The organism is Enterococcus sp. NPDC086594, from assembly GCF_044746145.1.
Lineage (GTDB): Bacteria > Bacillota > Bacilli > Lactobacillales > Enterococcaceae > Enterococcus_D > Enterococcus_D entomosocium.
Genome location: NZ_JBIVBP010000017.1, coordinates 1 through 22,728 on the forward strand (window position 1 = coordinate 1; position 22,728 = coordinate 22,728).

Genomic DNA, 22,728 nt, shown 5'->3' on the forward strand with positions numbered 1-22,728 from the left:
TAATCGATAAATATCCATAGAATACTCGATCACAGCTGCATCAGTACCATTTATGATAAACTCTCCTGGTGAACTAGCACGCAACCGATTTCCATTTAACACTAATCTAGTGGCATTAAAATTTGATGATTGTGCCCTGAAAGTTATATGATTTCCTATATCTGATTGGAATAAGGATTTGATTTCAAATTCCACTGTATAATCTTTTTGCACAAATCTTCCCGTAGATAGCTTTTCTTGAACACGTATTGTCCCAGTTGATGATCCTATAGTAGATCTATCAGGATATTCAACAAAGCCTACTGCTTCAACATTAGGTGTACCAGACATGTCCAAAAAATCAGAAATTCGATCATCCAATTCTTCATCAGAGGTTGCTGCTGTTATAGTTCCGTTTTTTGTAATGACTCGGTCAAATTGTAATAAACGATACCCTCCATCAGTTAGTTCTAAATATGCACGGTTGTTGTTCACCGACAATGGATGGTCAAGAGTTTGGCCTAGGAAGATGCTTTGCGGTTCACGATGATATACTTCGAGTATGTCCCCATGTGTTATATCAGGTGAAGTATCATTAAAGCGAGTATTAGCCGCAGTATTTCGTTCATTCCCCATCGCAGAAAAACTAAAAATATTATTTTCAGTAGATATTACTTCAGCGTTACTATTTATTCGATAAATATCCATAGAATACTCGATCACGTCTGACTCAAAAGTATTTATGAAAACTCCGGTTGATGAACTAGCACGCAATCGATTGCCAGTCAATCGTAAATTAGTACCCGGAACACCTGTTGGTCGTGTCCAGAAAGTTATTAGATCTCTTATCCCTGACTTGGGTAAGGAGATATCTGCCATCTCTTGTTCTTCATTTGACTGAATACCAGCAGGGTATTCATTAACTGCAGTACTTTCAGTTAGGCATTCTTCTTTTTCATCTGATGTAGAAGTTGTACTCTCTTTAGTACTTTCATCTTCAATATTATTATTTTCTTCCGTAAACTCTTTGTTACCGTCTTTAAGAACTTCTGAGTACTCACTTTGATCAATTTTTTCCTCTGCAAAAACTAGCGGCATAGCTGCAGACAGAAGGGTATTCAAATTTAACAAAAGAATTAGTGTTAAAGATAGTACCTGTTTCATTACGCCACCACCCTTTGTATGACTTTTCTTTTTTTACACAATAAAGGAATTACGATTAAACAAATCAACAATCCTCCACTACATAAAGCCCAGTGTAATGATTGTTGATTTAGTTGTGGCAAACGACCAGTTTGTTTATGCTTATCACTAGGAATGCGCTCAGGTACAATAGAAGATAGATAAGTAGGATGTTCTTGTTTCTCCTGTTTAATAAAGTCCAACCAAACAGGGGGTTCTTTTAATTCTTGCGCAGAAACTTCTAAATCACACCTTTCGGTAAAGGCAGGTAATCCTATGCTCAATAGAAAATAAAACAATCTTCTTGTCATATTCTTTGGACTCTCTTTCTATTCTAATTCTCTTTTTTCAACCTAATCATTCGATATAACGTAAGGCCAATAGTCAGAATACCTAAAAAGAGGATCCCTATTTTTAATGTCCCACTTAAAGTCAAGCGATTCATTGCTTGTGCATTAATTTCGTCAGCCTCTTTAGCTCCAACATCAAACGATTCAGTCCATTCCCAACTATTTTCTCCAGAGGTCGCTGTCATTCGAAGTTCATAAGTACCTGCTCTTAAGTCTTCTATCCCCCATGGAATAAAGTAAGAGAATGAGGAATTCGGCGCTACCGATAATTGTTGTTTACTCTCAGATAGTAGTGGCTTGTTTTCACCTTTTTTGTAAACATTTGCGTCAATCGTTAATCCACCTAATAACTTAGGCTCTGGATTTTGAAGCGTTGCGTACACTACTTTCATTCCTCGATTCAATTTAGCGCCTACTCCATCTAGTTGTAAATCCGCTCCTTCATTAAATGGTTCATTATCTTGAGTTAGCATTACTCCAACAGTATAACCATAGCGATTTGTTAATCCTTCGGATTCATCTTCTTGAGATTGTTCAATAAAGCGAATTCCACCTAACTTAATGCCTGAAAAAGGGTCTTTTGGTAAAGATAACGTTAAAGTGACTGTCTTTTCTTCAAAATTTGAAACCGTAATTTCTTGCTCATTTTCTTTTACTTCCAACAGCTCACTCAGAGGATTCTTTAAGCTATCATCCAATTCAGGAGTATCATTGCTATATTCCACGGAGATATTATCATTCGTCACTGCATCGTTTACGTGAACAGAAATGATTGTCGGCGCTTCTCGCAAACTTTTTATAGTTACTTTTACTTCTTGTGTTGTATTAGGTTCTGTTCTCAAATAAAAATAACCCAAATCAGAATCAACTTGTTTTTCTGAAAAAACAGGACTAACAGAAAACCCAATAGCTTCTTCCGCATGGGCTACTTTCTGGTTAAAAATCAAACATATTATTACAATTAGTAAAGAAGATAAACCTTTATTTAATTTTTTTATCTGCATAATTAATCCCCCAAATAAATAATTCGATTATGTATTTTACACCTTCACACCAAGCTAAAAGAATCTTAGGTGTTTGCATACTCACCTAAGATTCCCATTAACTTCTAAACTTTTTAGCTTGGGTTAGGTACAGCTTCTAAGTTCCAAGTAACTGCTCCGCTATATTGCTGTTCGGAAGTCCCTTGATTTGCCGCTAAGTTCAATTGAATATTACTTAACCTTGCACCAACTTCTTGACCTGGCAATGAGGAAGTATCCGCTGCAGTAGTAGATACAAATCTTGCACTATCCCCACCTGAATTTAGGTTTACCGTATTAACAGCTACATCATTTGTAGCGCTCCAGTTACCATCTTTTTGAGTCATTGCATCTCCAGAAATTTGCAATGTGGCATTTGAAATTTTGTCGGATCTATCCAATACGTTAACCATTTCACTTGCTTGAGCTGTAATCGACCACGCTGTTTTCGCAGTACGTAAATCAGTAGCTGAAACATATTGTGCTCCTGCATTTGTTGCTGCAATAGATTGTACTGTTGTGCTAACTTTATTGCTTCTTCCAAAATCAAAAGTGGAAGGAATTCTTGTTAGTCCGATCTCCCCTTCCGTAGGGTCAACAATGTTATTGTCGTCGGTAAATCCGACAGTTGTTCTTGTGTCTCCACTTTGACCATCTGCAGAAATTGCTGCATAAGCAGAATTTGCGGCACCTCCTAATACTAATAATGTCAAAATTGATGTTGGAATTAATTTTTTCATAACCATTTAAATTGCTCCTCTTTTTTATATTCAATGAATTTTTTTATAACATTTCTTAACTAACGGAGTCTAGAAAATCCATTATCATTTATTTATGATAATGTTGCTCCTAATTTGACGACTTTGGTTATTGGTGGTATCACAATACTTTCGTTTGGAGCTGAATCAGGCGTGCTAATGGGTTCATACAAAAGACGAAACCAATTGCCCGATTTGTCTCGACAAAGTGAATTTTTTGGACAATAACCGTACTGGATAAAAATAATGGAGATAAGTAATCCTTTGAGTTTTTTTAATTCCTATCTCCTTTGACCCGTCTTAAAAACCTTCGTTTTTGATAGAACAATAAAAAAAGACATCCGATACCATCAAATGTCTTGGAAAAGTTGTTAAAATGGGTTTTCTATTTTAGAGAATACATAACAAATTTTCATTCTAAAAAACGAAGGTTTTTGATACTTTTTAATGTAAGTTTGTATGCATACTTTATCCTTACATGAATTAGCTTACACTATATTCTCATTGATTTTAAATCATAATTTTCATAGGTGTATGAAATAACAGAATATTACTAGATAATTTCTATAATGATATAATTTATCATTATATTTTATTCTTAAACATTTGGATATAGAAAAAAAATCAAAAACTTTTAAGTTTTTGACCTCTCGAAGAAATTCCATAATGTCCACAACTTGAATACTTAGCTGAACATAATTAATTGAACTGCTGAATAAGCCATGAAAGAAACAATTGAAAAAGGATCAAAAACTCAAAAGTTTCTGACCCCACACTCTTTTTTATTAATAAAACTAAACGAGCTAACATACAGTAAAAATTATTGATGGTTTTGTTTCTTGCTTTAAGTCATATCCACATAATTCTTTAAAATAGGTTTGATAATCGGTTTCGACGATTCGTATGATTTCATCATTGCTAAAATCATCAAATGAGATTAACTCTAGTAAAAGGGTTAGTTTGGCGTCTATTCCCAATATCTCAGGAAAAACTGCCCAAAATGTTTCTGGTGAAATACTTGACGTTAACTCAACTAATCGCTCAAATAAGCTTGTCATATACTTCTTTAATCTAGCACGTTTGTTTCCTTCATTTGCTAGTTCCTTTTCAAAATAATCGATATAGATCTTTGCAGTCATCATAGGAGTACGCCACCCTTCTTTTAAATTTTATGGTTCTTTTTTCTAGTACAGCCAATTACAAGTTTACTCTTTCTAACGATTCTTGGATCTCACCTTTTTCTGGCACCTTTGAAAGGGCAACGACTGTTCTGTCCTTCTCATAATGCTGCTCATTGGTGATAACAAGCTTTCGAGTCAATCCAGCACTTTGTCTTTCCCTGCAGCTATCAATTACCAGGAACTGCACTTAGTTCCCAAGTGAGAGTCGTTGAGTAATTGGTGGCTTCCGGATTGACACCTGTTGGTACATCCAGTGAGACACTTTCGCCTGCCGTCTCTCCATCACCAAAACGATAGATCCATGTACCTGTTCCCTCAGTTCCTTCTGCGCGAATCAAGGTTCGCTTGTTTCCTGGTACCAATACCAACGGATTGGGTACTTGTAAGGAGGGTGCTTCGCCCCCTTGTGCAGATACTAATTGTTGGTTTGACAGATTTATACGTGCTCCGGTCAATTCTTGATTCGTTTGATTCTTGAATTGTTCTTTTTGAGTAACCGCTAATTGCCAACCATTGCGCTCATTTTCAGGGCGTCGGTCACTAATCTGGACATAGTTTGGTCGTTCTTCAGACTCATTTACTGTGCCATCTTCATTTGTTAATTTTTGCGGCTTTGCATAATATGTTTGCTCTTTTACTGATATTACTTTTATACCAAACTGAAATTGCGAAACAAAGTCAATACTGAAAAGTCTTTGATTTTCAGGAATTTCTGGTCTGTTTTCAGGTTCGATTTCTATTTCTGGGTCAATTGGATCTACAGGAGAAACGATCGTGGGATTATATAAATAGCGAACTTCCGTAAGTTCCCTTGAAAAAACGCCTGAATTATTTAGTGGTGGTTCAATTAACGAAAAGTGATCAAATTGTTTGTCAGTTGTCTGATATTCTTCGCCCAACAAACCAGTAATAACTTCTTTTTCTGCAAGAAGTTCGCCAATATCATTCAAATAAAATACAGTCACATATCGATCCATTTCCTTTACATTCATACTACTTATTCGTGAGTAGTAATTCACTCCATCTTCACCATATAGTTCTTGAAAACGTTCATTATTTGTATAATCAATTACTGATCCGTTAATGCCAGATAGAGACAAATTTATATCTGAAAATACTATAGATGCTTCATTACTACTTTGTAGCCCAGAATCCCATAGTGCTAGGTTTTCAGTTTCCATTTCCAGTTTAACATTTCTTCCTGCAGGAAAAAGCCTTCCTCCACCACTATTAAGTAGATCAAAATTTGATCCCTTTGCTAAGGAAACTATGACATCCCTAGAAGTACCAAAGAGTGAATTCCCACGTCCTCTTTCCAACTTAAGGTTCGCTTCACTTCCCACATTTATTTTAAGTGGTTCACTTCCAGAAGAAGATGTTGCAATCAGAGTACCTGATTCTCGATACATAAAAAATTCACCAAAAACATTTAGATTTGCGACAGACATAGATCCGGCAGCATCTTCTATGTTCAAACTTGATCCTTTGTCTATTGTTATTGTCAGTGAATCTGCTAATTCTACAATACTATTTGCTAACCCAGAAGAAAATATTTGTCCTTGACTGATAACCGTAGTATTATTTTTAAGATGAATTTCAGATACAGCTACAAATAGCTGGTTGCTAGAGTTAGGTTCGGAAAAACTATTTACTCCTCCATCAAATACTACTGTCATTCTTAATGTCGATTGACCAGAATGTAAGCTAACAAAACGGCCACTTCCCCCAAATGCTATATCGCTAAATACGAATTGTATGTTTGATGAATGAACCCTATCTGTAGTTGTAAATGCTGACGTGGCTTGCGATAGAATAGTTGTGTTTTGAACTGTCAATGTAGTATTTTCACCCCCAACACGAAACGTTTGATTTTGCAAATCAATGGTAAACCCGTTACCATCAATGACAAGGTCTGTAGTACGAATTGGTGGTGTGGTACTTCCAAAAATATCAGTTAACAAAACAATTCTGGTAACACTAGGATCATTATAGGACACCAGAAATTCATCCCAACCTCTCACATACCATGTTGTTCGTGTGCTATCAAGTTTACTGTCAGATTCTTCAATCGTATCTTCTATAGCGTCTTCTGACTCTTGATTTTCAAAATCTAAACTTTCTTCATTATTGGATTCATCATTCCAATAATTTTCACTAAAGCTAAAATCAAACTCATCATCTATTTCCTTTTCTATATCTTGTAGTTCCGTGAGTTCAATATGCGTTTGTGCATAAACAATTCTCAATGGTACTAAGAACAAATGAGTCAGTAAAATGATTACTGCAAATAGCACTGGTAAATTTCGAATTTTAACCTGCATCATAAGCCTCCTACTATTTTTTCACCTTACTCGGATTTTCTTTTTTCTGAATAACAAGATAGACGATAACTCCTAATAAAATGCCAACCAAACCAATAGCGCCGATCATCCACCAATTCATGCTTGAATCAATGGTCACATCCGCTCGATTCAAGGATCTAGCTTCATCTGCTTCAATAGTAAATGTCTGCTCCCAGATCCACTCTTCTTCACCAGAAGTAGCTCTTAGGTTCAGTACATACTCACCACTTTGAAAACGATCCCCTTCTAATGAGATGGGGAAATCAAAGTTAGAATTTGGGGCCATCTGCATCATTTCTTCACTGGCTTCATAGAGAACGTCGTTCTCTCCTACTCGTTGAACGGTTGCTTCCACTGCCAATCGATTGACAAATGTCGGTGTAAAATTTTGAATCGTCGCACTGATCACATTACGATAGTTCAATTGATCTGCGAACACATCCAATAGTTCCAGATCTGGTTGGACAGAATCTCGAGAATTACTAACGACAACCCCTACCACATAGGCAAATTCGTTTTTGATCGCCACACCCTCTTCATCACTCGGCGTTTCGTCTTGCTCTTCTTTGACTTCAGCGATACGTAATCCACCCACTAAAAAACCTTCGAAGGCTTCTTTTGGCATATGTATGGGTATGACAATTGACTTTGTTTCGTTTCCAGAAAGTTCAATCTCCTCAGACGGCTCAATCAGTTCATTTAAAGAATGTGTCAAAGTCGAATCAGCTGTTTGTGCATCTTTTCCATACTCGACAACACCATGAACATTGGTATACGCTGTATGAGGTGTAACTTGTACTTTGATCGGTTCGTTACTGGCATTTTGTAGCGTCAATGTTAATTCTTCTGTTTCCCCTGGTCCTAGAGTTAAATTAAAATAGCTATTCGTTCCTTCTATTTGACTTTCAGGAAATTCAGGGGTGACGTGAAATGTAAGTGTCCCCTCATTCGCATATCCCATGCGTGGAAACAAGAATAAAAACAGTATTAGGATCGAAAGCAGCCCCATTATGGTTTTTCGGTGGTTGTATTTTCGGTATTTCATCATGATATCCTTTCTTAGAAGAAACAGCGCTACAATAGTTGTAACGCTGTCAATAGTTCCCATTAAATTCGGTTGAGTATCTTACGCGTCTACTTCAGGTGTTTCTTCTTCCGGCCCATCTTCATCCGGTGTTTCTTCTTCCGGCCCATCTTCATCCGGTGTTGATGTCAATTCCCAACTTAAAGTTGCAGTATAGGTCGTCGCATCTTTTGCCGTTGATCCAGGAATAGATAATTGGATTGCATTGTTCAGTACCGTTTCAATCTCTTCATCCTCAAATTGTGTATTCAACTCTGCTCGGTTTCCCCATACAACAGATGAAGAACCAGCACCTTGACCTCTTGAAGCAGTCATGACGGATCGTGCGCCAGTTGTTGGTGAAAGTGTCAAACCAGCCGCATGCGCCGAAGGGGCGTTCGCTACATTGTTTCCTTCATATTGAATACGAGAACCAACAAATTCGATTTCTGCACCGGTCAACACATTATTTTGTGTATTTGATGTAAAGTTAGAAAGACTGACCTGTAGGTCCCAACCGGCATTGGTCCCGCGGACATCTTGTACTTGAGCAAAGCTGACATAAGGGACTTTGTTATCTTCACCTTCTGTTCCAGTTAACTGCTGCATTTCTGCCACCATACTATAGGTTTGATCTTGGTTTGAGATTACTTGAGTACCGAAGTTCATTGTAGCAACTTTTATAATCGATAAAGGACCAGTTGTTCCAGGAATGTCCGGATTAATCTCTACATCTGGTCCATCTGGATCTGGATTAATTACTTCAGAATCTTCTCCGTCACCGTCTTCATCAGGATCAAATGCGCGGAACTGTACTTGACCTTCGGTAGTTACGTCTCGGACTTCATCGGCAAAAACGGCAGTTGAACCTCCGGCAAAAACGGTAGTTGATAATGCGACAATTGTTGCTAAACGTAGTAATTTCATGTGATAATTCCTGCTTTCTTTTAATTAAGTTTTTTTTGGTTCTTATTTTTCTGCCATAGAAGAAAAACAAGACTGATGACGCTAATTCCTAACCAAATGAGCCAAGTCTGACTGACCACATTTGTTTGTGGTAATGAGCCGCCTGGTTTGGCAATATCTGTGATGGGCAGTTCCCCCTCACTGCCAGGCGGGGGTGGATCAGGTGTGCCGATGGGTTCGTAGAACCCGGTAAAGCCAATAGTGCCTGTTGTTTCAACCTGCTGGACTTCTGTCGCTGTGACCAACGTGAATGGTAAAAAGGTGAGCAGTAAAGCGACGATCAGCCAGCCTTTTCTTTTCTTTACCATGTCCCTCCTCCTATTTTTGTCTCAAAATTCTTCATTTTTAAGAGAACAATAAAAAAAGACATCCGATACCATCGAATGTCTTGGAAAAGTTGTTAGAATAGGTTTTCTATTTTAGAGAATACATAACAAATGTTTATTCTAAAAAACGAAGGTTTTTGGCACTTCTTCTGTAAGTTCGTATGCATACTTCTTTCTTACATGACTAAGCTTACATGGAATTTAAATCGATTTGAAATCATTATTTTCATAGACAGATGAAATAACTAAAAATAACTAACTAATTCACATGTTGATAAATTTTATCATTATAGTTTTTTTTAAAATTGTTTACTATAGAAAAAGGATCAAAAACTTAAAGTTTCTGACCCCTTTATATCACTGAGTAACTAGCCTTCATAAATCGTTTCTCGCTTGCCAGCTTTTATAACTAGAACCAAAGCATAATCATCACGAATATCACATATTAATCTATATTTTCCTATTCGATATCGCCACAAGCCGCTTTTATCAGCCGTAAGACCTTTTCCAGTCCATCTCGGATTTTCACAACCGTCGATATTCTTATTCAACCAAAGCAGAATCTGCTTTCGAATGGGTTTATCTAACTTCAAAAATTCTTTTTGTGCGCGTTTATCAAATTCAACGTGATACTTCATAAACCTTCAGCCTTCATCATGTCTTTAAGAGAGACAGATTCACCAGATAGATTTTTTAGAGCTTCAGATCCCGCTTGCAAGTCCAGATAATCTTCAATTTTTTCAGTTAATGCTTGTTTCATTAAAGTTGATAAAGGTTGACCAGTTAGCTCAGCATAGCTTTGAAAAAATGCCTCTTCTTGTTCATTCAATCTTATCGTTGTAACGCTCATTGTAATCCCTCCTTGTTATCTATATAACCATTGTATTACAATGTAATGCAAAAGTCAATCATTTATAATTTAGCATATCGATCGATCATCGAATCTACTTTTTTGTACTTTTGTTTCTTCAGCTGATTTTCCTTTTCTGTTAAATTCTCATGGCATATGAAGAAACCAATCATATCTTTTACTTTCAAAATCCCCAATCGGTCTGATACACAACAATACTCTTTTACTGATTTATCAACAATAATCGCATGGTCATTGTAGAAGTAAATTCTTTTTAAATCACTTATAGCCAAGAGAATTCACCTCAGATTTTCTTTTCATTATTTACTAAATCAAATCGGTCATAGCCGTCTACCTTTTCGTATTCTCGATGACATGTGTTGCATAAATAGCGACCATTCGGATAAAAATGGTCTCCCTTCTTTTCTCTTACTTGTTTTGCTAATTCCCCACAATCACATTCAATCCAACTTGGTGGCCAATACAAGCGACGATTATAAGGCGTTATCGGTATTTTCCACTGACCGCCAAAACATTTTCTTTCTTGTGACAAAATCAACCGCTCCTTTCATTGAAATCATAAACACTTAGCTGTTCTTTTTCTGTAAAGCGTATCCCTTCAACGTATGCTGAGTAAACCGCTTCATTGTTTCTGTTTTATGTGAAGTATTAGCGCCTACTCTCTTTCTATCAACCAGTACAAATTACATTCTCGGTCATCTGAATAGGTGTACCGTAAATAATAACCGGCACTGCGTACCAGCTCTTTAAAGACATCTGTTGGACCATGATTATCCAGTGGTCCTTCTTTTTGCCAAAGCGGGACACGTAACGTATCTGCAACATCCTTCGACAACGTTCCTTTATCAATCAGGACATCTAGCACCTGATTCACCGTCAAATAGTTAATCTCTGATTCCATTAGGCACGTCCTCCTGATTATCAGTGATCAACGTTTCTTCTTGTGTGGGGTATTGGGTTTGTTTCACCGCAAAGGCTTCCGCTTCGGTTTTGGTTAGAAAGCTAGCAGCAATCGCTCCTCTCACATAAACCACGAATTGACCGTTTTCTTCTTGAATTTTGACCATTGGTATCGCTCCCTTGTCTTTTTATTTTAGTCTACCATACAGATAGACGTTGTTTGCACCTTTATTTTTTGCTATAATAAAGGCGCAAATACAATGCTAAATCGTTACCTGCTTATCTTAACTCTTAATTAAGATAAGCTTTTTTTGTGTCTTGAATGGCTAGGCAACATGCTTCTTCTCCTTTGTCTTGGCTCGTTCATTGACAATGTGTAACCATTGATTAACTACTTTTCTTAGTTGTTCATCTGGTTTCTTGTTATCCCAACCACTTACTTGAATAAGTCTAGAACCACGATATTCTATTGTGTAATACGGTTTGTCAGGCTCAGCGGTCTTTCGAGCGAACACAATGGTCGTTCTCCCATCCGCATGTTGATTGATATAAGTGCTTCCCCCCACGCAATGCTTCAAACTTTTTCCTTCTTCTATCAAGTCATTTGCTTCTTTTGGCAAGATAAATTGCACATCTTTTATGGTCATTTCTAGAAAAGCTTCTTCAATTGCTCGTTTTTCAAATTCCTTTCTTACAATCTCACGCTTCATCGCATTTAATGTGGCTACAGCTTTGTCATGTGCCATTTTTAGGTCTTTAGGCAGCCGTTTCATTGGCGTGATTGGTATCCCTAATTCATTTAATATATCGAGATAATCCTGATAAAAGCCAATGGTTCGCTTTTGTTTCATGAGGTAATTCTGGAATGTGATTGGCTTAACTCCTTCGGGTATCTTGTTTATATCATCTGCATCCATAAATACTTCAACACCTGAAATATACTTGGTTCCCATTGATTCTATTGCTTGCTTTACTTGATAGGATTTGTAAGTCCGATTGCTATTTCTGAAAAATACTTTGTTTCGCTTCAACCAGTTCATCGTGATTGACCGCATATCTAACTTCATTTCTAAAATTTGCTTGGCTAACGCTGGCGCATTGATTCGTTGTGCATATTCGATTCTCTGTCGGTACTTGTAGATAAAGGCAATTTCATCACCATAAATGGAATCGATTGTCAGATACCGCAACTCTGAAACAGTGAACAAACGGTCATTCCAATTATTTGGGTAGAGGGTTGGACGTTGTGCATACATGGAAAGCATATTGCCAAGTTGTACCAAACGAAAGTCATAGGTTGTATCTGAAACGGCACCGACTTTGATATGTTTATCATTGCTAAAGTGTTCTAAATTCACTAATGTCACTCGAAAGTGTTGCTTGCCTTTTTCAAGTAAGGAACGAACTTCATAGGTTTGAATCTCGATTCGCCTACTAGTAGATAAGATAATTTGAAAATGGTCTCTACGGTCAAAGAAGGTTAGTCGTGAGTTCTTCGTGAGCCGTTTTTCTTCGGTAAAGTAATGCTTGCGTTCAGAAGCAATGATCGTCTGCTGTTTGTTTGCCCACTTATAAGTGGGCATATTGTAATAACACCATTCAAAGAATGCCTTTGGTGGTTTCAAGCAGTTTTTGGCGTAGTCATTGGCAGTTTTCATCTTTCTCATAACATATCTAGCAAACTTAATTGCTCTCCTTCCATCATTTTTGGCTTGTTCTTTTTGCTGTTGGTTTCCTTCGTTTCTTTTTTCTTCGATTTCACCTGATTGATATTCTGCGGTTTCTTAGGCTCCTCTTGCTTTGTCTTGCTCTTTTGAATCATTTCTTTGGAAAAATCGTTGGTAACTACGGTAACTGGTTGTTTAAAGTAGTGCGCTATCCATAAGTAAACTAATTCATCATCGATAATGGCACACCCGCCGACTTGAAATTGTGTCGCTTGTGAGTAAGCATATTGATACGCCTTTTTAAGTGATTTTTCAGGAGTTAAAATTCCTTGATACAACGCAATATCCTTCTGCTTACCTAACCATTCAAAAATCAATTTCTCGCTAGGTGACGTTTTTTCAGTCAGTTCGTTTGTTAATTTTTCAAGTGCTACACGTTTGATTCGATTCATCGTTTTCCCTCCACATTTTAAGATTTGTGTGCTTTTCTAACTGCTAGAAAAGCACACTCGGAATCATAACTTGCCTTCTTCTCGATACGAGTAGTAATCATCACTGCCAACGATGATGTGGTCTAATAATTCAATGCTCATCAGCTTTCCTGCTCGTACCAACCGTTCGGTCACTTGGTTATCTGCAAGACTTGGTTTTGGGTTCCCACTTGGGTGATTGTGTGCAATCAAAATGCGAGAAGCGTTTGACAATAACGCTCGTTGAAATAAATTTTTTGGTTCGACAAACGTTTGATTGATGGTTCCTCGATGAACCACTGAATAGCTAGTCAAGTTGTTTCTCACATCTAAGCAAAGCAGAACGAGGTTTTCTTGTGTGTCCAATCCGATTTCATTCTGAAGCCATGTCGCAATCGTATAACTTGAGGTTGTATTTAGCGGAACAAACTTTTCCATTGCACAAATTTCTTGTTTCACTTTGACGATTTCATAAACTGTTTCCATATCATTCACTCTTTTCTTTCTTTTTTTGTTTTGGTCTTTACAAATCCATTTGAGTTAAGCGATTTGTGGGAGGCGGAAAAATTTGATTTGAAGAAATGTCACTGGGCATTTGTTTATACTCCTCCTTTCTCGTTGTTTGATCTTCGAACATTCGAGCATAGCTGATAGCGGTTTGGCGTGCTTAGCCCTTACACCTGGAGTAGGCGGAAAAAAAGGGCGTGCTGTAGGAAAAAGTTTTGTGTGGGTTTCGCAAAAGTTTTTCCGCCCCTTTTTTTCTGCCTGCGTAAGGTGTATAAGCACTCTCGCCAATCCGATAGCAGCGTGATCGAGTGGTCGAAAACAACGAACAGGAGTTGAAACAACTGCCCAGCGCTCTGACATTTCTTCAAATCTAACAAAGATTCCGGTACGGAATCTTTCCACCTGCGGATCTCATTGCTTTAGCAAGGAGGTTCCGCTTCTCTTTTCTCTTGAACTTGTTCTTTTGACCTTGAGTGATTTATGGGTTTGTGGCTTTTCCAGTCTGATAATCGATCGTTACACCATTTTGAACGTTGTGGATCAAGACATTGAATTGAACGTCATTATTTTCAATGCTTTGTGCTTCCATTTGAATCGCTCTGGGCAACAATTCTCGCTCTCTAAATATCGGTGTGACCCGATAGCGTACGTGGTTATTGGTTTTTCTCAAATAGTTGGCCACTTCATTTTCAAATTGAACCATGTGGATCTGGTTCAGCTGTTGAGTGCCGGTAAACAAATTTTTCCAGTTATCATTTTCACCGGTCATTTGAAAGCCGATTAAGTGACTTCTATTATAGAGCCAAACATTATTTTCAAGCTTTTTCTGATTCCAACCGGTAGGATAGACGTTTGATATATCGCCTCGTTCTTCTGTAGGCATCATCGATTGGTGTAGCATCGCATTTGCGACACCGACACGATTCAACGAATCGAGATCCGAAAAGGTTTGCCAAGACCCTGCATCGATCGATGCCTCTTCAGCTGTAAAACTTGGTCGGTTTTTATTTACTTGTATGACAACGTTCTGACCGTCAAAATCAGGAAGATTTTCAATCTCTTCAGCTGAGATTTGTTCCTGGGCAGTCCATTCATCGAAGAAAGCAGGCAACTGAACATCAACTTCTGATAAATCCACCAATGAAGCGGTGAACCCAAGCAAACTGATAAACGCTGCAAGGATAAATTTTGACTTATGTTTCATAACAATCTCCTCTTATTTGATATAATCACGGATTTCTCTAATATCTTGAACATGAATATTTCTATGTTCTTTTAGTAGCTGATCAATAGCATTTCCCTCCGTCTTTGCGTGGATCCATTTCATAGTAAATACGAGATCGCCAAAATCATAGCAAGCAAAATCGACTGCAAAAGTTTTCATGTATTCATTCTCTTCCTTTCTATACCACCTGTTGACATTTTTCTATGAAAAAGGCAAAGTGTTAACATTGTATGAGGTGATAGAGTTTTTTTCTGCTATTTTGGTGGATACCCAACTTTGATATATCCAGAATTTATATATTTTTCTTCCTCTTCATTAGTTTGCTGATTGTAAGTGTCTATAACTTTTACCCCTAATCCTTTTTCAGTTTGAATTAGTTTAATGTATCCCTGTGCCAAGGTTTCATCAAATTCTTCAAGTGTATAGAATCTACCCTTTACTACCGATAATATTTGATTTGGATTTGCTGTGTCTTTTTTTGGATCAGTAAAAACAATCTCTTTAGATTTGTCATTCGAAAATGCCTTAAGGAAACCTTCCAGCTGCTTTTTTCCCATCATGATAAAGTCTCTCCATTCTATGATATCTGTCACTACTGGACTAACTCATAATTAATTCGCCCATCGGCATGGTAACTCCTAGTCCAAGTCTGGTTTGAGATTTCATTTTCTATATTTCGGGCTTCATGTATCATGCCTAAAGCTTGAAATACGTCACCAATAGCGATTTTACGTTGTTCAAAATTTCCGTTGTGACCTCCAACATCATTCTTAAATGCGTTTTCTGCGATACATACATCTCTGTAAACCGATTTAATTCGTTCTTTACCTTCTGCACTAATTAACTCCATTTCCAACCCTCCAATTCCGTTTTTTCTTCCACTAACAAACTTCTTGACTTGCAAAATAATTAATCCTGTCTGTCGTTGTAAAAATCGTCATAAAATTTCACTGCTGAATCTGCCTTAAAAAAGAGAACATTTTCAAATTTGACCCTTATTTTTATTGGAACTTCTTCATATTTACTATACGAATCTTTCAAAAGTTTCTTTTGAAGATTTCTCAATAACATTTCATAGCTGCGAGGAAATTTGTTTTTTAAAAGTGACATTTGAGGATAAGAAAGCTTCATACCTTCCAATGTATTAAATTCTTTTCCCTCGTGTGAATCAATTAATGCTTGATTAGAAGTAATATAGTAATTACGATACTCATCTTTAACAAACTCCCTCTGTCCCAAAGGAAATTCGCTAAGTTCAAAAAAATCATTCCAAGACAGCTCATATACGGTTTCTGGAAAAATATAGGTAAATGGATTAATTCCCTTGTTCCTTTCATCAATAATATGTTTAAAATAGGCTCTTTTTCTAAATCTATTCGCCATTCAATCCCTCCTAATTTGCTTAATTTAGATTTTGGCAAAGAAGAAGGAAGCTTAGCGCCATTCTTCTTTCCGTAAAATCAATTAAAACAAGGCGAGTTGTTCAGCTCCTTCAGGAATAATCCAAACGTCTGGTTCCTCTTTTTGTCTCCTTTTTGGTTCTATTGCTGGTGCCTTCTTCTTCCTCGTGATCCATGCGGGATTTATCATGTGAAACGGTGTGTACCAAGTGGACGTTTCCTCACCCGACATGGAATTTTTCACTTTACATACGGCATTGATCCCACATAATGAAAGCTGCACATAAGCCATCAGTAAGCAGTTTTCGTCAATGTCTTCACACTCCACTCTCAGTTGCTTCTGGTAGTTATAACCCCCGCTTTCCATTGCTACCGCAAAAGCTAGAACCATGCTACCAGCACCTACACATGGTTCATAGTAGCCAATCCATCCCTTTTCCTCTAATAACGGCTCATTGTTGGTAAAAGTCATTCTAGCCATCAATTCTGCGATATGAGAAGGAGTAAAAAATTGACCTGAATTTTTACTGTTTATGTTTAATTCCATGTAAATTGCACCTAGCCAATCTTGCACCTTGTATTCAAACGCCATTCTAAGCAATCCTAAGCAGTCCGCAAGCAGAAAAGCTTCTTCCCTCGTATATTTGCCGACAGTCGCCAAGTAGGCGGCTTCTCGCTCGTCGTACTGTCCTTTATCCACACTGTTTGAATAAGCATAAGCCATCATATGCACCCAATCGAAGAAAACGGTAGAGATATTTCGTTTTCCTGATAGGCTCAGTAATTTTGTAGTGATCATTTTTTGATAGTTTCGCTTGTCTTTCATGTTTTCCTCCAATAATTTTATTTGTTTCTGACGCTCTTTTTCCTGTATATCAGAAAATAAGTTAATCAAAGGGCAAATCCAAACCCAAATATTCAGCTTCCTTGAACCATTCTTCATGTAATTCTAGATTCTCACACGACATCGTTTCCCAATTTCTTAGATAGGCGGTTTTTGTTTGGTACTTTGCGACATTTCCTATTGCGACAATATACAAAAATCGATACCTCTTACCGTTTCGATACCACCCTCGATCATACTTTTTATCATAGTAAGTTAACTCTTCAGCCATCTGTATCACGTCTCCCTATTAGAAATATCAGTCAACCGCCGAAGCGGTTGACTATTTTTTATCCTCTTACAAGCTGTTCTCAATCGCGATTTCTCCCACTTCGTTGTAAGAGACATCGACCAGCTGGAAAAGATTAGAATCATCTTCAAAGCCAAAACTATCAATGAATTCAGTGAATTCTCCTCTTTTACTTTCAAGTTCCTTGTATTGGTCACTTCCTTCCAACGCACCAGTCATGCTGATAAAAAAGGTTTGATAGCCGATTGGATTTGATACTATCGGTGTAACCGAATCCTTAAACAGTGCTTTTGCAAAGCCGTGTGCCTTCTTCACCTCTTTTTTGAAGCTTGGTAGTGCCGTAACAATCATTGCGTTATTTGTGATAAATTCCATTTGAAATCTCCTCCATTTTTTGTTTTGTTTTTTGTCTTTACAAATCCATTTGAGTTAAGCGATTTGTGGGTGGCGAAAAGTTTTGATTTTAAGAAATGTCATTGGGCATTTGTTTTTATTTCTCCTTTCTTCGTTGTTGATCTCGGACATTCGAGCATAGCTGATAGCGGTTTGGCGTGCTTAGAACTTACACCGGTGATAGGCAGAAAAAAAGGGAATGCCGTAGAAAAAAGTTTTGCGCTCTTTGCAAAAGTTTTTTCGCCCCTTTTTTTCTGACTGGCGCTGGTGTATAAGCGAACTAGCCAACCCGATAGCAGCATGATCGATGGACGAAACAACGAACAGGAGTGAAACAAATGCCCAACGCCCTGACATTTCTTCAAATCTAACCAAGATTCCGGTACGGAATCTTTCCACCTGCGGATCTCATTGCTTTAGCAAGGAGGTTCCGCTTCACTTGTTCCTTTATTTTTTATGTACTAAGTCAACCGCCGAAGCGGCTGACCTCCTTGTTCTGCTTTAGAATGGCAAATCATCATCTGAAACGTCTAACGTTGCTCCTACTGGTGCGCCTGCAGGCATGTCGCTATCACTTGGCAAACCAGATGTTACTGGCTCGTTGTAATTCTGACGATTGGCTTGCTGAGTGGGTTGACTCGGTTGTGTGCTTTGTCGTTGTTCGCTTGTTGCCTTTGATTCCAACAATTGGAAACTGTCTGCTAAAACTTCAGTTACATAGACTCGCTGTCCTTGTTGGTTGTCATAAGAACGTGTTTGAATTCGTCCGGTCACTCCAAGCAATGTACCCTTACGAGCATAATTAGCAAGGGTTTCCGCTGGCTTTCTCCAAATCACACACTGAATGAAGTCTGCTTCACGCTCTCCCGCTTGGTTGGTAAAGTTTCGATTGATGGCAAGGGTAAAAGTAGCCACACCTTTTCCACCGCTCGTATAGCGTAAATCAGGGTCTTTCGTTAAACGTCCTACTAAAGTCACATTGTTAATCATATTTTTTCCTCTTTTCCATTAAATAATTTTTTAGTTCCAATAATTAATAAATAGCCATACACAAAGAGCGACAATTACAATACCAACTACTTTTTTAATCGCTCTTTTCACGATTCCACTTAAAAATCCGAAAGCCAATGACCGGAGTATTCCGATACCAAAGGCACTTCCTATAAGCGGAATCATTCTTTCAAACATTTCCTTTGGCATTAGTCATATTCACCTCTTAGTTTTTTTGCACAAGGTGCGCAAACGTACCCAACGCCCCAAGCACCGCTTGGGTATTCGTTTAACATGTAGCGACATTCTTCACACTCGCCGTAATAAGTCGCTTCACTCTCAAAATCGATCGATTGTTTTAAGCGTTCCAAGTTGATTTCGATCGTTCTGAGCCGTTTCATACCATGGTCATCTTCACGATACACGTCGCAATAGGCTACTGGTGATTCGATATGATTGACACCTATAACATCTCCTCGGGAAATGAGTTCCTCTTGAAAGACAAAAGAATTCTTACATTTGTACTTTTTACCATCATTTATCATCATTTTTTTTGCACGAAAGGGTTATGAAACCCTTTCGTGCGTCTCCTTTTCCTCTGTTTTGTGTTGTTCTTTGTGTAAGTCCTTCAGCGATTCGATTGCCTGCTTGATTCCCTCTAATTCGGTCAACGTATATTTTTCTCCCAACTCTATCCAATTAATTGGCATTTTAATCATTCCTTTCCTGATTCTTTGGTTTAGAGTTTCCCGAAGTGACCGATCGTTTCTAAAAAAACAAGGGCATGTGCTAGGTCATAAACACTATTCAACGTATGTTTGCGATATTGAATAGAACTAGAGCGGTCTTTCATCATCAATGAAATTGTTTTGTTTTTGAAAAAGGCAACGGCTTTCATCGTTTCAGTTTCAAATATTTGTTCACCATCGTATGTGTCTAACTGTTCTAAACGTTGATAAATGACCTCTGCTTGCGCATATCTCGCTTGAATCGCTTGCTCTATAACATCGTCATCATAATCGCAAAACACGTACGTATTACAGCCCTCTAAAATCTCCCCTTGTACTTTTTCGTCATAGCGAATGCTCCCCCACCGTTTTTGGATTTCGTGACGAACTTTTTCTGTTTCAAGCGTTAAATCATGTAATGTTACTTTGATAGAAGTACTTCCATAGCCCACCATTTCAACCCGAATACGTACCTTTTTCGTATCAATTCCTTGCTCTCTCAAACTCTTTTTGATATTTACTGCGGTAATTTCCATGTGAATCTCTCCTTATTGGTCGGTTTTGTTCCTGACAAGTTCATTTCAGTTAAGCGATTTGTGGGTGGTGAAAAAATTTGATTTTATTGAATGTCTGCAACGATTTGTTTAGAATTCTCCTTTCTTTGTTGGTTGATATCGATCATTTCGAGCTGAAGCTGATAGCGGGTTGGCGTGCTTAGCCCTTACACGTGGAGCAGGCAGAAAAAAAGGGAGTGCTGTAGGAAAAAGTTTTGTGTTCTTTGCAAAAGTTTTTCCGCCCCTTCTTTTTCTGAATGCGGAAGGTGTATAAGCACTCTCGCCAAACCGATAGCAGCTGCTCGATAGGAGCGAAACCAACAAACAGGAATGAAACAAATCCGTTGCGCTCTGACAGTCAATACAATCTAAAAAAGATTCCGGCATCGGAATCTTACGCCCTGCGGAAATCATTGCTTGTCAATGAGGTTCCGCTTCTCTTATTACTTGAATTTTCTTTTGACTTTTTTGGAAGAGATCACAACGCTTTTTCCTTAACGACGGAATCTCTAGAGGAATTACGGAGTATTGACTGAATTATTAACCTGCAAAGCTACTTTTTAATTTCTATTCAACATTTCACTTTAATTTATTATAAAAATATTGTTTTATGATAAAATATTATTAAAAAGCGAGGTAATGATTATGGGTCATCTGATAACTAAAGCAATTCCTACAGAGGCTTCAGCAATCGAGTACTTGAAGGATCATCCGACGTTACATGAAGGGTTTGCAATATCCCCGTTAACTGCAAAAAAACTATTTGGACAATATATTCACGATATATATGAGTTTGTTTGCCCAACTGATGGTTGCTCTGCTAAAGTTACTGGCCACTCAATCAAGCCAGAACACCAACGGAGGCCTTCGTTTATCACTAGCTGTCGTGTAAATATTGCTCACATTGAGACTTGCAAATTTCATCCTAAAAACAAAGATCTTGTTTTCTCTAAATCGAATAATCCAGCTGAACGATTTGAACGAATTAAAACTGGTGATATTGTTTCTGACTTATCCGGTAAACAAGGTTTTTCTTCTGGAAAAAGTGTGAGCACAAAGAAAGAATCACCCGATAAGGACGCTGCAGAGACGCAATTTTTTTCACCTAGCTCATTACCTAAAAAAGACTTGAGTACACCACGTTCAAAGCGACCAACAAGGGAACATTTGAAAACACTCCAAGATCATGTAGAAATGTTGAAATATGATCCTGAGTTTAAAGTAACTCGTCAAAGTAATGGTGTGGTTGTTCCAATAAAGTATCTCTTTAAGCCAATCTCTGCAAACGTTCTTTTTGAGGAGTTAGTTGATCAAAAATACCCGACGATTTATTGTGGAAAAGCTCAATTGGCTGCTACAACGAAAGAATCAGTCATGAGTATAACTTTCAGCCAATGGCCTAGAAAGAACCCTTTTAATTACACGGATAAGAAAAAACATTTCCCGTCACTACTTATTTCAAAAGAGCATATAATGAAGGAATACCCCGACATTTATAGTGTATTTTCAAAGAAGACGGGCTATCTTTTCGAAGTTTATACCACCTTACCGATGTTTTGGAATAAAGTTTCTGAAAATATACTGTATTTAAATATTTCGTCATTCTCAGAAGCTGAGAAAATTGATCCATTTAGTGACGAATTATTTTCTAATATCTTCATCAATCAATAATCCGATATGAGGGCTATCATTCTATATCCCTCTAATTTATATAGCTGTAATTGTGTAATAGGAACATAGCGTTATGAACCGCTATTTCTTCTTCAGTTGCTGGAATCAAATCTAACGTTTTTGTATCTATAAATCCTCCCCCCATAACCTTAGTTAGGTCAGTTTCTACTAAATTTGTTGTAAAAAAGTTAAAATGATTTTTGTGTAATTCCTCGCTCTCCTTATCACGATACTCATCGGGAAGTGGGCCAATATCTATTGTTTCGTAAACACAATGGTTGTTTCCTCTTTTTTTGTAGTATCCCCAGTGGACAACTTCCAATGGATTACTAGGGGGTTCCTTATCATCGATTTTGGCGAATTTATTTTTTTCCTGATACTCTAATATCGTTGCTATGGAAGAGTGAATTTTTCGTTCTTCTTTCGTTACAGAAATTAATTCCAGTTTTGACGGATCTAGGTATGCTACGTTGATCATTTTTCGCAAATCTCTTTGTGTTAAATCAGCAACTAAAAAGTACTGATGATTTTCAAGAAATTCATTTTCCCTTTTGATTTGATAACCTTCTGGAAGTTCATGTTCTGCTATTGCTTTATAAAAACGCTTCTTGTAATAATCTTCATCCTTGTAGTATTCTCCATGAACAATTTTCATTTTCTTTGGTCCTTTCTATTCTGCTATTTTCGTCTTGGCCTTTAACCTTTGTCATTTGTTGAATATATGGCTTCTTCCGTAGCGGCGGTGGTGGTTGAAGCGAAGGAAGAAATACCTCTATGCAACAAAGAAAAAACCAGTCCAAATGCCTTAGAATTAAGGATTCAGACTGGTTCTTATGATATAATAGTAGGTGACAGTAAAGTTTAATGACGGTGGCTATCCAATGAAAGTGAGGTGGTGCGTATGAGCGTACTTCCAATATCTTATGAAAGGAGACGCCTTTTGTCTGCATACGAAACAATTCAGACCATCCTTGGCTTTGGTATGTTTACCATTGCTTTGATCAGTCTGGTTGTCAAGTTGCTTAAAAACGACAAAAAGAAATAGCCGTC

30 protein-coding genes and 1 pseudogene are annotated in these 22,728 nt (G+C 37.6%); 2 read left to right on the forward strand and 29 right to left on the reverse strand.

Going from position 1 to position 22,728, the window contains the following annotated elements:
* The 28 genes and pseudogenes from ACIPK1_RS15970 to ACIPK1_RS16105 all read right to left on the reverse strand — a co-directional run.
* Window positions 1–1,143: pseudogene (locus ACIPK1_RS15970) on the reverse strand (hypothetical protein); the annotation flags it as partial.
* Window positions 1,143–1,472 carry a hypothetical protein gene (locus tag ACIPK1_RS15975; protein WP_016621815.1) on the reverse strand — a complete coding sequence of 110 codons (330 nt, stop codon included), beginning with the start codon at window positions 1,470–1,472 and terminating at the stop codon, window positions 1,143–1,145. The gene ACIPK1_RS15975 and the pseudogene ACIPK1_RS15970, both read right to left, overlap by 1 nt.
* A 23-nt stretch (window positions 1,473–1,495) precedes the next feature.
* Window positions 1,496–2,515, reverse strand: a complete 1,020-nt coding sequence (locus ACIPK1_RS15980; RefSeq protein WP_016621814.1) for a DUF916 and DUF3324 domain-containing protein — start codon at window positions 2,513–2,515, stop codon at window positions 1,496–1,498.
* A gap of 113 nt (window positions 2,516–2,628) precedes the next feature.
* Window positions 2,629–3,279: a WxL domain-containing protein gene (locus ACIPK1_RS15985; protein ID WP_016621813.1), complete on the reverse strand. Its 651-nt coding sequence runs from the start codon at window positions 3,277–3,279 to the stop codon at window positions 2,629–2,631.
* An 815-nt stretch (window positions 3,280–4,094) separates the two neighbouring features.
* On the reverse strand, window positions 4,095–4,433 hold the full coding sequence (locus ACIPK1_RS15990; protein ID WP_016621806.1) for a DUF7006 family protein: 339 nt from the start codon (window positions 4,431–4,433) through the stop codon (window positions 4,095–4,097).
* A 206-nt stretch (window positions 4,434–4,639) separates the two neighbouring features.
* On the reverse strand, window positions 4,640–6,793 hold the full coding sequence (locus tag ACIPK1_RS15995; protein WP_230322018.1) for a WxL domain-containing protein: 2,154 nt from the start codon (window positions 6,791–6,793) through the stop codon (window positions 4,640–4,642).
* Between the two features lie 13 nt (window positions 6,794–6,806).
* The gene (locus ACIPK1_RS16000; protein ID WP_052533219.1) at window positions 6,807–7,862 is read right to left on the reverse strand and encodes a DUF916 and DUF3324 domain-containing protein; all 1,056 of its coding nucleotides are present in this window, start codon (window positions 7,860–7,862) and stop codon (window positions 6,807–6,809) included.
* A 78-nt stretch (window positions 7,863–7,940) separates the two neighbouring features.
* Window positions 7,941–8,804: a WxL domain-containing protein gene (locus ACIPK1_RS16005; RefSeq protein ID WP_400451312.1), complete on the reverse strand. Its 864-nt coding sequence runs from the start codon at window positions 8,802–8,804 to the stop codon at window positions 7,941–7,943.
* A 20-nt stretch (window positions 8,805–8,824) separates the two neighbouring features.
* Window positions 8,825–9,151 (reverse strand): LPXTG cell wall anchor domain-containing protein, encoded by a 327-nt coding sequence (locus ACIPK1_RS16010; RefSeq protein ID WP_016621811.1) that lies wholly within the window; start codon window positions 9,149–9,151, stop codon window positions 8,825–8,827.
* A 386-nt stretch (window positions 9,152–9,537) separates the two neighbouring features.
* Window positions 9,538–9,807: a type II toxin-antitoxin system RelE/ParE family toxin gene (locus ACIPK1_RS16015; RefSeq protein ID WP_066025970.1), complete on the reverse strand. Its 270-nt coding sequence runs from the start codon at window positions 9,805–9,807 to the stop codon at window positions 9,538–9,540.
* Complete coding sequence (gene relB / locus ACIPK1_RS16020; protein ID WP_023520736.1) at window positions 9,804–10,019, reverse strand: type II toxin-antitoxin system RelB family antitoxin; 216 nt, start codon at window positions 10,017–10,019, stop codon at window positions 9,804–9,806. Before relB ends, ACIPK1_RS16015 begins: the two co-directional genes overlap by 4 nt.
* A gap of 304 nt (window positions 10,020–10,323) precedes the next feature.
* Window positions 10,324–10,572 carry a hypothetical protein gene (locus ACIPK1_RS16025; RefSeq protein WP_016621822.1) on the reverse strand — a complete coding sequence of 83 codons (249 nt, stop codon included), beginning with the start codon at window positions 10,570–10,572 and terminating at the stop codon, window positions 10,324–10,326.
* 123 nt (window positions 10,573–10,695) lie between these two features.
* A complete protein-coding gene (locus tag ACIPK1_RS16030) occupies window positions 10,696–10,941 on the reverse strand; it encodes a hypothetical protein (RefSeq protein WP_016621821.1) in 246 nt (81 codons plus the stop codon).
* Entirely contained in the window at window positions 10,925–11,107 is a 183-nt protein-coding gene (locus tag ACIPK1_RS16035) for a hypothetical protein (protein ID WP_016621820.1), read from the reverse strand. Before ACIPK1_RS16035 ends, ACIPK1_RS16030 begins: the two co-directional genes overlap by 17 nt.
* 159 nt (window positions 11,108–11,266) lie before the next feature.
* Entirely contained in the window at window positions 11,267–12,607 is a 1,341-nt protein-coding gene (locus tag ACIPK1_RS16040; protein WP_016621819.1) for a PcfJ domain-containing protein, read from the reverse strand.
* Window positions 12,604–13,059 carry a Cas9 inhibitor AcrIIA9 family protein gene (locus tag ACIPK1_RS16045; RefSeq protein ID WP_016621818.1) on the reverse strand — a complete coding sequence of 152 codons (456 nt, stop codon included), beginning with the start codon at window positions 13,057–13,059 and terminating at the stop codon, window positions 12,604–12,606. The genes ACIPK1_RS16040 and ACIPK1_RS16045 overlap by 4 nt, the downstream gene beginning before the upstream one ends.
* Window positions 13,060–13,122: 63 nt before the next feature.
* Window positions 13,123–13,563 carry a JAB domain-containing protein gene (locus ACIPK1_RS16050; protein ID WP_016621817.1) on the reverse strand — a complete coding sequence of 147 codons (441 nt, stop codon included), beginning with the start codon at window positions 13,561–13,563 and terminating at the stop codon, window positions 13,123–13,125.
* 499 nt (window positions 13,564–14,062) lie between these two features.
* Window positions 14,063–14,788, reverse strand: a complete 726-nt coding sequence (locus ACIPK1_RS16055; RefSeq protein WP_016620930.1) for a DNA/RNA non-specific endonuclease — start codon at window positions 14,786–14,788, stop codon at window positions 14,063–14,065.
* A 12-nt stretch (window positions 14,789–14,800) separates the two neighbouring features.
* Complete coding sequence (locus tag ACIPK1_RS16060) at window positions 14,801–14,968, reverse strand: hypothetical protein (protein WP_016620931.1); 168 nt, start codon at window positions 14,966–14,968, stop codon at window positions 14,801–14,803.
* Between the two features lie 95 nt (window positions 14,969–15,063).
* Window positions 15,064–15,369, reverse strand: coding sequence for a hypothetical protein (locus ACIPK1_RS16065; protein ID WP_042890265.1), 306 nt, complete (start codon window positions 15,367–15,369; stop codon window positions 15,064–15,066).
* 32 nt (window positions 15,370–15,401) lie between these two features.
* Window positions 15,402–15,659, reverse strand: a complete 258-nt coding sequence (locus ACIPK1_RS16070; RefSeq protein WP_042890267.1) for a hypothetical protein — start codon at window positions 15,657–15,659, stop codon at window positions 15,402–15,404.
* Window positions 15,660–15,718: 59 nt separating this feature from the next.
* Window positions 15,719–16,192 carry a hypothetical protein gene (locus ACIPK1_RS16075; RefSeq protein WP_016620934.1) on the reverse strand — a complete coding sequence of 158 codons (474 nt, stop codon included), beginning with the start codon at window positions 16,190–16,192 and terminating at the stop codon, window positions 15,719–15,721.
* A gap of 81 nt (window positions 16,193–16,273) precedes the next feature.
* Window positions 16,274–17,035: an N-6 DNA methylase gene (locus ACIPK1_RS16080; RefSeq protein WP_400451313.1), complete on the reverse strand. Its 762-nt coding sequence runs from the start codon at window positions 17,033–17,035 to the stop codon at window positions 16,274–16,276.
* A gap of 61 nt (window positions 17,036–17,096) precedes the next feature.
* The gene (locus ACIPK1_RS16085) at window positions 17,097–17,324 is read right to left on the reverse strand and encodes a hypothetical protein (RefSeq protein ID WP_016620936.1); all 228 of its coding nucleotides are present in this window, start codon (window positions 17,322–17,324) and stop codon (window positions 17,097–17,099) included.
* Between the two features lie 66 nt (window positions 17,325–17,390).
* Complete coding sequence (locus ACIPK1_RS16090; protein WP_016620937.1) at window positions 17,391–17,717, reverse strand: hypothetical protein; 327 nt, start codon at window positions 17,715–17,717, stop codon at window positions 17,391–17,393.
* A gap of 519 nt (window positions 17,718–18,236) precedes the next feature.
* Window positions 18,237–18,725, reverse strand: a complete 489-nt coding sequence (gene ssb, locus ACIPK1_RS16095) for a single-stranded DNA-binding protein (protein WP_016620940.1) — start codon at window positions 18,723–18,725, stop codon at window positions 18,237–18,239.
* Window positions 18,726–18,934: 209 nt separating this feature from the next.
* On the reverse strand, window positions 18,935–19,273 hold the full coding sequence (locus ACIPK1_RS16100) for a hypothetical protein (RefSeq protein ID WP_016620942.1): 339 nt from the start codon (window positions 19,271–19,273) through the stop codon (window positions 18,935–18,937).
* 191 nt (window positions 19,274–19,464) lie between these two features.
* A complete protein-coding gene (locus ACIPK1_RS16105; protein ID WP_016620944.1) occupies window positions 19,465–19,989 on the reverse strand; it encodes a hypothetical protein in 525 nt (174 codons plus the stop codon).
* Between the two features lie 663 nt (window positions 19,990–20,652).
* On the opposite strand from ACIPK1_RS16105, the gene ACIPK1_RS16110 reads away from it, so the two are divergent.
* Complete coding sequence (locus tag ACIPK1_RS16110; protein WP_400451314.1) at window positions 20,653–21,678, forward strand: hypothetical protein; 1,026 nt, start codon at window positions 20,653–20,655, stop codon at window positions 21,676–21,678.
* 31 nt (window positions 21,679–21,709) lie between these two features.
* On the opposite strand, the gene ACIPK1_RS16115 is transcribed toward ACIPK1_RS16110, so the two are convergent.
* A complete protein-coding gene (locus ACIPK1_RS16115) occupies window positions 21,710–22,333 on the reverse strand; it encodes a hypothetical protein (RefSeq protein WP_016620948.1) in 624 nt (207 codons plus the stop codon).
* A 246-nt stretch (window positions 22,334–22,579) separates the two neighbouring features.
* Between ACIPK1_RS16115 and pepG1 the strand changes: the two genes are divergently transcribed.
* Window positions 22,580–22,723, forward strand: coding sequence for a type I toxin-antitoxin system toxin PepG1 (pepG1, locus tag ACIPK1_RS16120; RefSeq protein WP_074934757.1), 144 nt, complete (start codon window positions 22,580–22,582; stop codon window positions 22,721–22,723).
* The last annotated feature ends 5 nt before the right edge of the window (window positions 22,724–22,728 follow it).

Coding starts and splice junctions, on each gene's coding strand:
- ACIPK1_RS15975 (WP_016621815.1), bottom strand. CDS start 1,472: ATGACAAGAAGATTGTTTTATTTTCTATTGAGCATAGGATTACCTGCC.
- ACIPK1_RS15980 (WP_016621814.1), bottom strand. CDS start 2,515: ATGCAGATAAAAAAATTAAATAAAGGTTTATCTTCTTTACTAATTGTA.
- ACIPK1_RS15985 (WP_016621813.1), bottom strand. CDS start 3,279: ATGGTTATGAAAAAATTAATTCCAACATCAATTTTGACATTATTAGTA.
- ACIPK1_RS15990 (WP_016621806.1), bottom strand. CDS start 4,433: ATGATGACTGCAAAGATCTATATCGATTATTTTGAAAAGGAACTAGCA.
- ACIPK1_RS15995 (WP_230322018.1), bottom strand. CDS start 6,793: ATGCAGGTTAAAATTCGAAATTTACCAGTGCTATTTGCAGTAATCATT.
- ACIPK1_RS16000 (WP_052533219.1), bottom strand. CDS start 7,862: ATGATGAAATACCGAAAATACAACCACCGAAAAACCATAATGGGGCTG.
- ACIPK1_RS16005 (WP_400451312.1), bottom strand. CDS start 8,804: ATGAAATTACTACGTTTAGCAACAATTGTCGCATTATCAACTACCGTT.
- ACIPK1_RS16010 (WP_016621811.1), bottom strand. CDS start 9,151: ATGGTAAAGAAAAGAAAAGGCTGGCTGATCGTCGCTTTACTGCTCACC.
- ACIPK1_RS16015 (WP_066025970.1), bottom strand. CDS start 9,807: ATGAAGTATCACGTTGAATTTGATAAACGCGCACAAAAAGAATTTTTG.
- relB (WP_023520736.1), bottom strand. CDS start 10,019: ATGAGCGTTACAACGATAAGATTGAATGAACAAGAAGAGGCATTTTTT.
- ACIPK1_RS16030 (WP_016621821.1), bottom strand. CDS start 10,941: ATGGAATCAGAGATTAACTATTTGACGGTGAATCAGGTGCTAGATGTC.
- ACIPK1_RS16035 (WP_016621820.1), bottom strand. CDS start 11,107: ATGGTCAAAATTCAAGAAGAAAACGGTCAATTCGTGGTTTATGTGAGA.
- ACIPK1_RS16040 (WP_016621819.1), bottom strand. CDS start 12,607: ATGAGAAAGATGAAAACTGCCAATGACTACGCCAAAAACTGCTTGAAA.
- ACIPK1_RS16045 (WP_016621818.1), bottom strand. CDS start 13,059: ATGAATCGAATCAAACGTGTAGCACTTGAAAAATTAACAAACGAACTG.
- ACIPK1_RS16050 (WP_016621817.1), bottom strand. CDS start 13,563: ATGGAAACAGTTTATGAAATCGTCAAAGTGAAACAAGAAATTTGTGCA.
- ACIPK1_RS16055 (WP_016620930.1), bottom strand. CDS start 14,788: ATGAAACATAAGTCAAAATTTATCCTTGCAGCGTTTATCAGTTTGCTT.
- ACIPK1_RS16060 (WP_016620931.1), bottom strand. CDS start 14,968: ATGAAAACTTTTGCAGTCGATTTTGCTTGCTATGATTTTGGCGATCTC.
- ACIPK1_RS16065 (WP_042890265.1), bottom strand. CDS start 15,369: ATGATGGGAAAAAAGCAGCTGGAAGGTTTCCTTAAGGCATTTTCGAAT.
- ACIPK1_RS16070 (WP_042890267.1), bottom strand. CDS start 15,659: ATGGAGTTAATTAGTGCAGAAGGTAAAGAACGAATTAAATCGGTTTAC.
- ACIPK1_RS16075 (WP_016620934.1), bottom strand. CDS start 16,192: ATGGCGAATAGATTTAGAAAAAGAGCCTATTTTAAACATATTATTGAT.
- ACIPK1_RS16080 (WP_400451313.1), bottom strand. CDS start 17,035: ATGAAAGACAAGCGAAACTATCAAAAAATGATCACTACAAAATTACTG.
- ACIPK1_RS16085 (WP_016620936.1), bottom strand. CDS start 17,324: ATGGCTGAAGAGTTAACTTACTATGATAAAAAGTATGATCGAGGGTGG.
- ACIPK1_RS16090 (WP_016620937.1), bottom strand. CDS start 17,717: ATGGAATTTATCACAAATAACGCAATGATTGTTACGGCACTACCAAGC.
- ssb (WP_016620940.1), bottom strand. CDS start 18,725: ATGATTAACAATGTGACTTTAGTAGGACGTTTAACGAAAGACCCTGAT.
- ACIPK1_RS16100 (WP_016620942.1), bottom strand. CDS start 19,273: ATGATGATAAATGATGGTAAAAAGTACAAATGTAAGAATTCTTTTGTC.
- ACIPK1_RS16105 (WP_016620944.1), bottom strand. CDS start 19,989: ATGGAAATTACCGCAGTAAATATCAAAAAGAGTTTGAGAGAGCAAGGA.
- ACIPK1_RS16110 (WP_400451314.1), top strand. CDS start 20,653: ATGGGTCATCTGATAACTAAAGCAATTCCTACAGAGGCTTCAGCAATC.
- ACIPK1_RS16115 (WP_016620948.1), bottom strand. CDS start 22,333: ATGAAAATTGTTCATGGAGAATACTACAAGGATGAAGATTATTACAAG.
- pepG1 (WP_074934757.1), top strand. CDS start 22,580: ATGAGCGTACTTCCAATATCTTATGAAAGGAGACGCCTTTTGTCTGCA.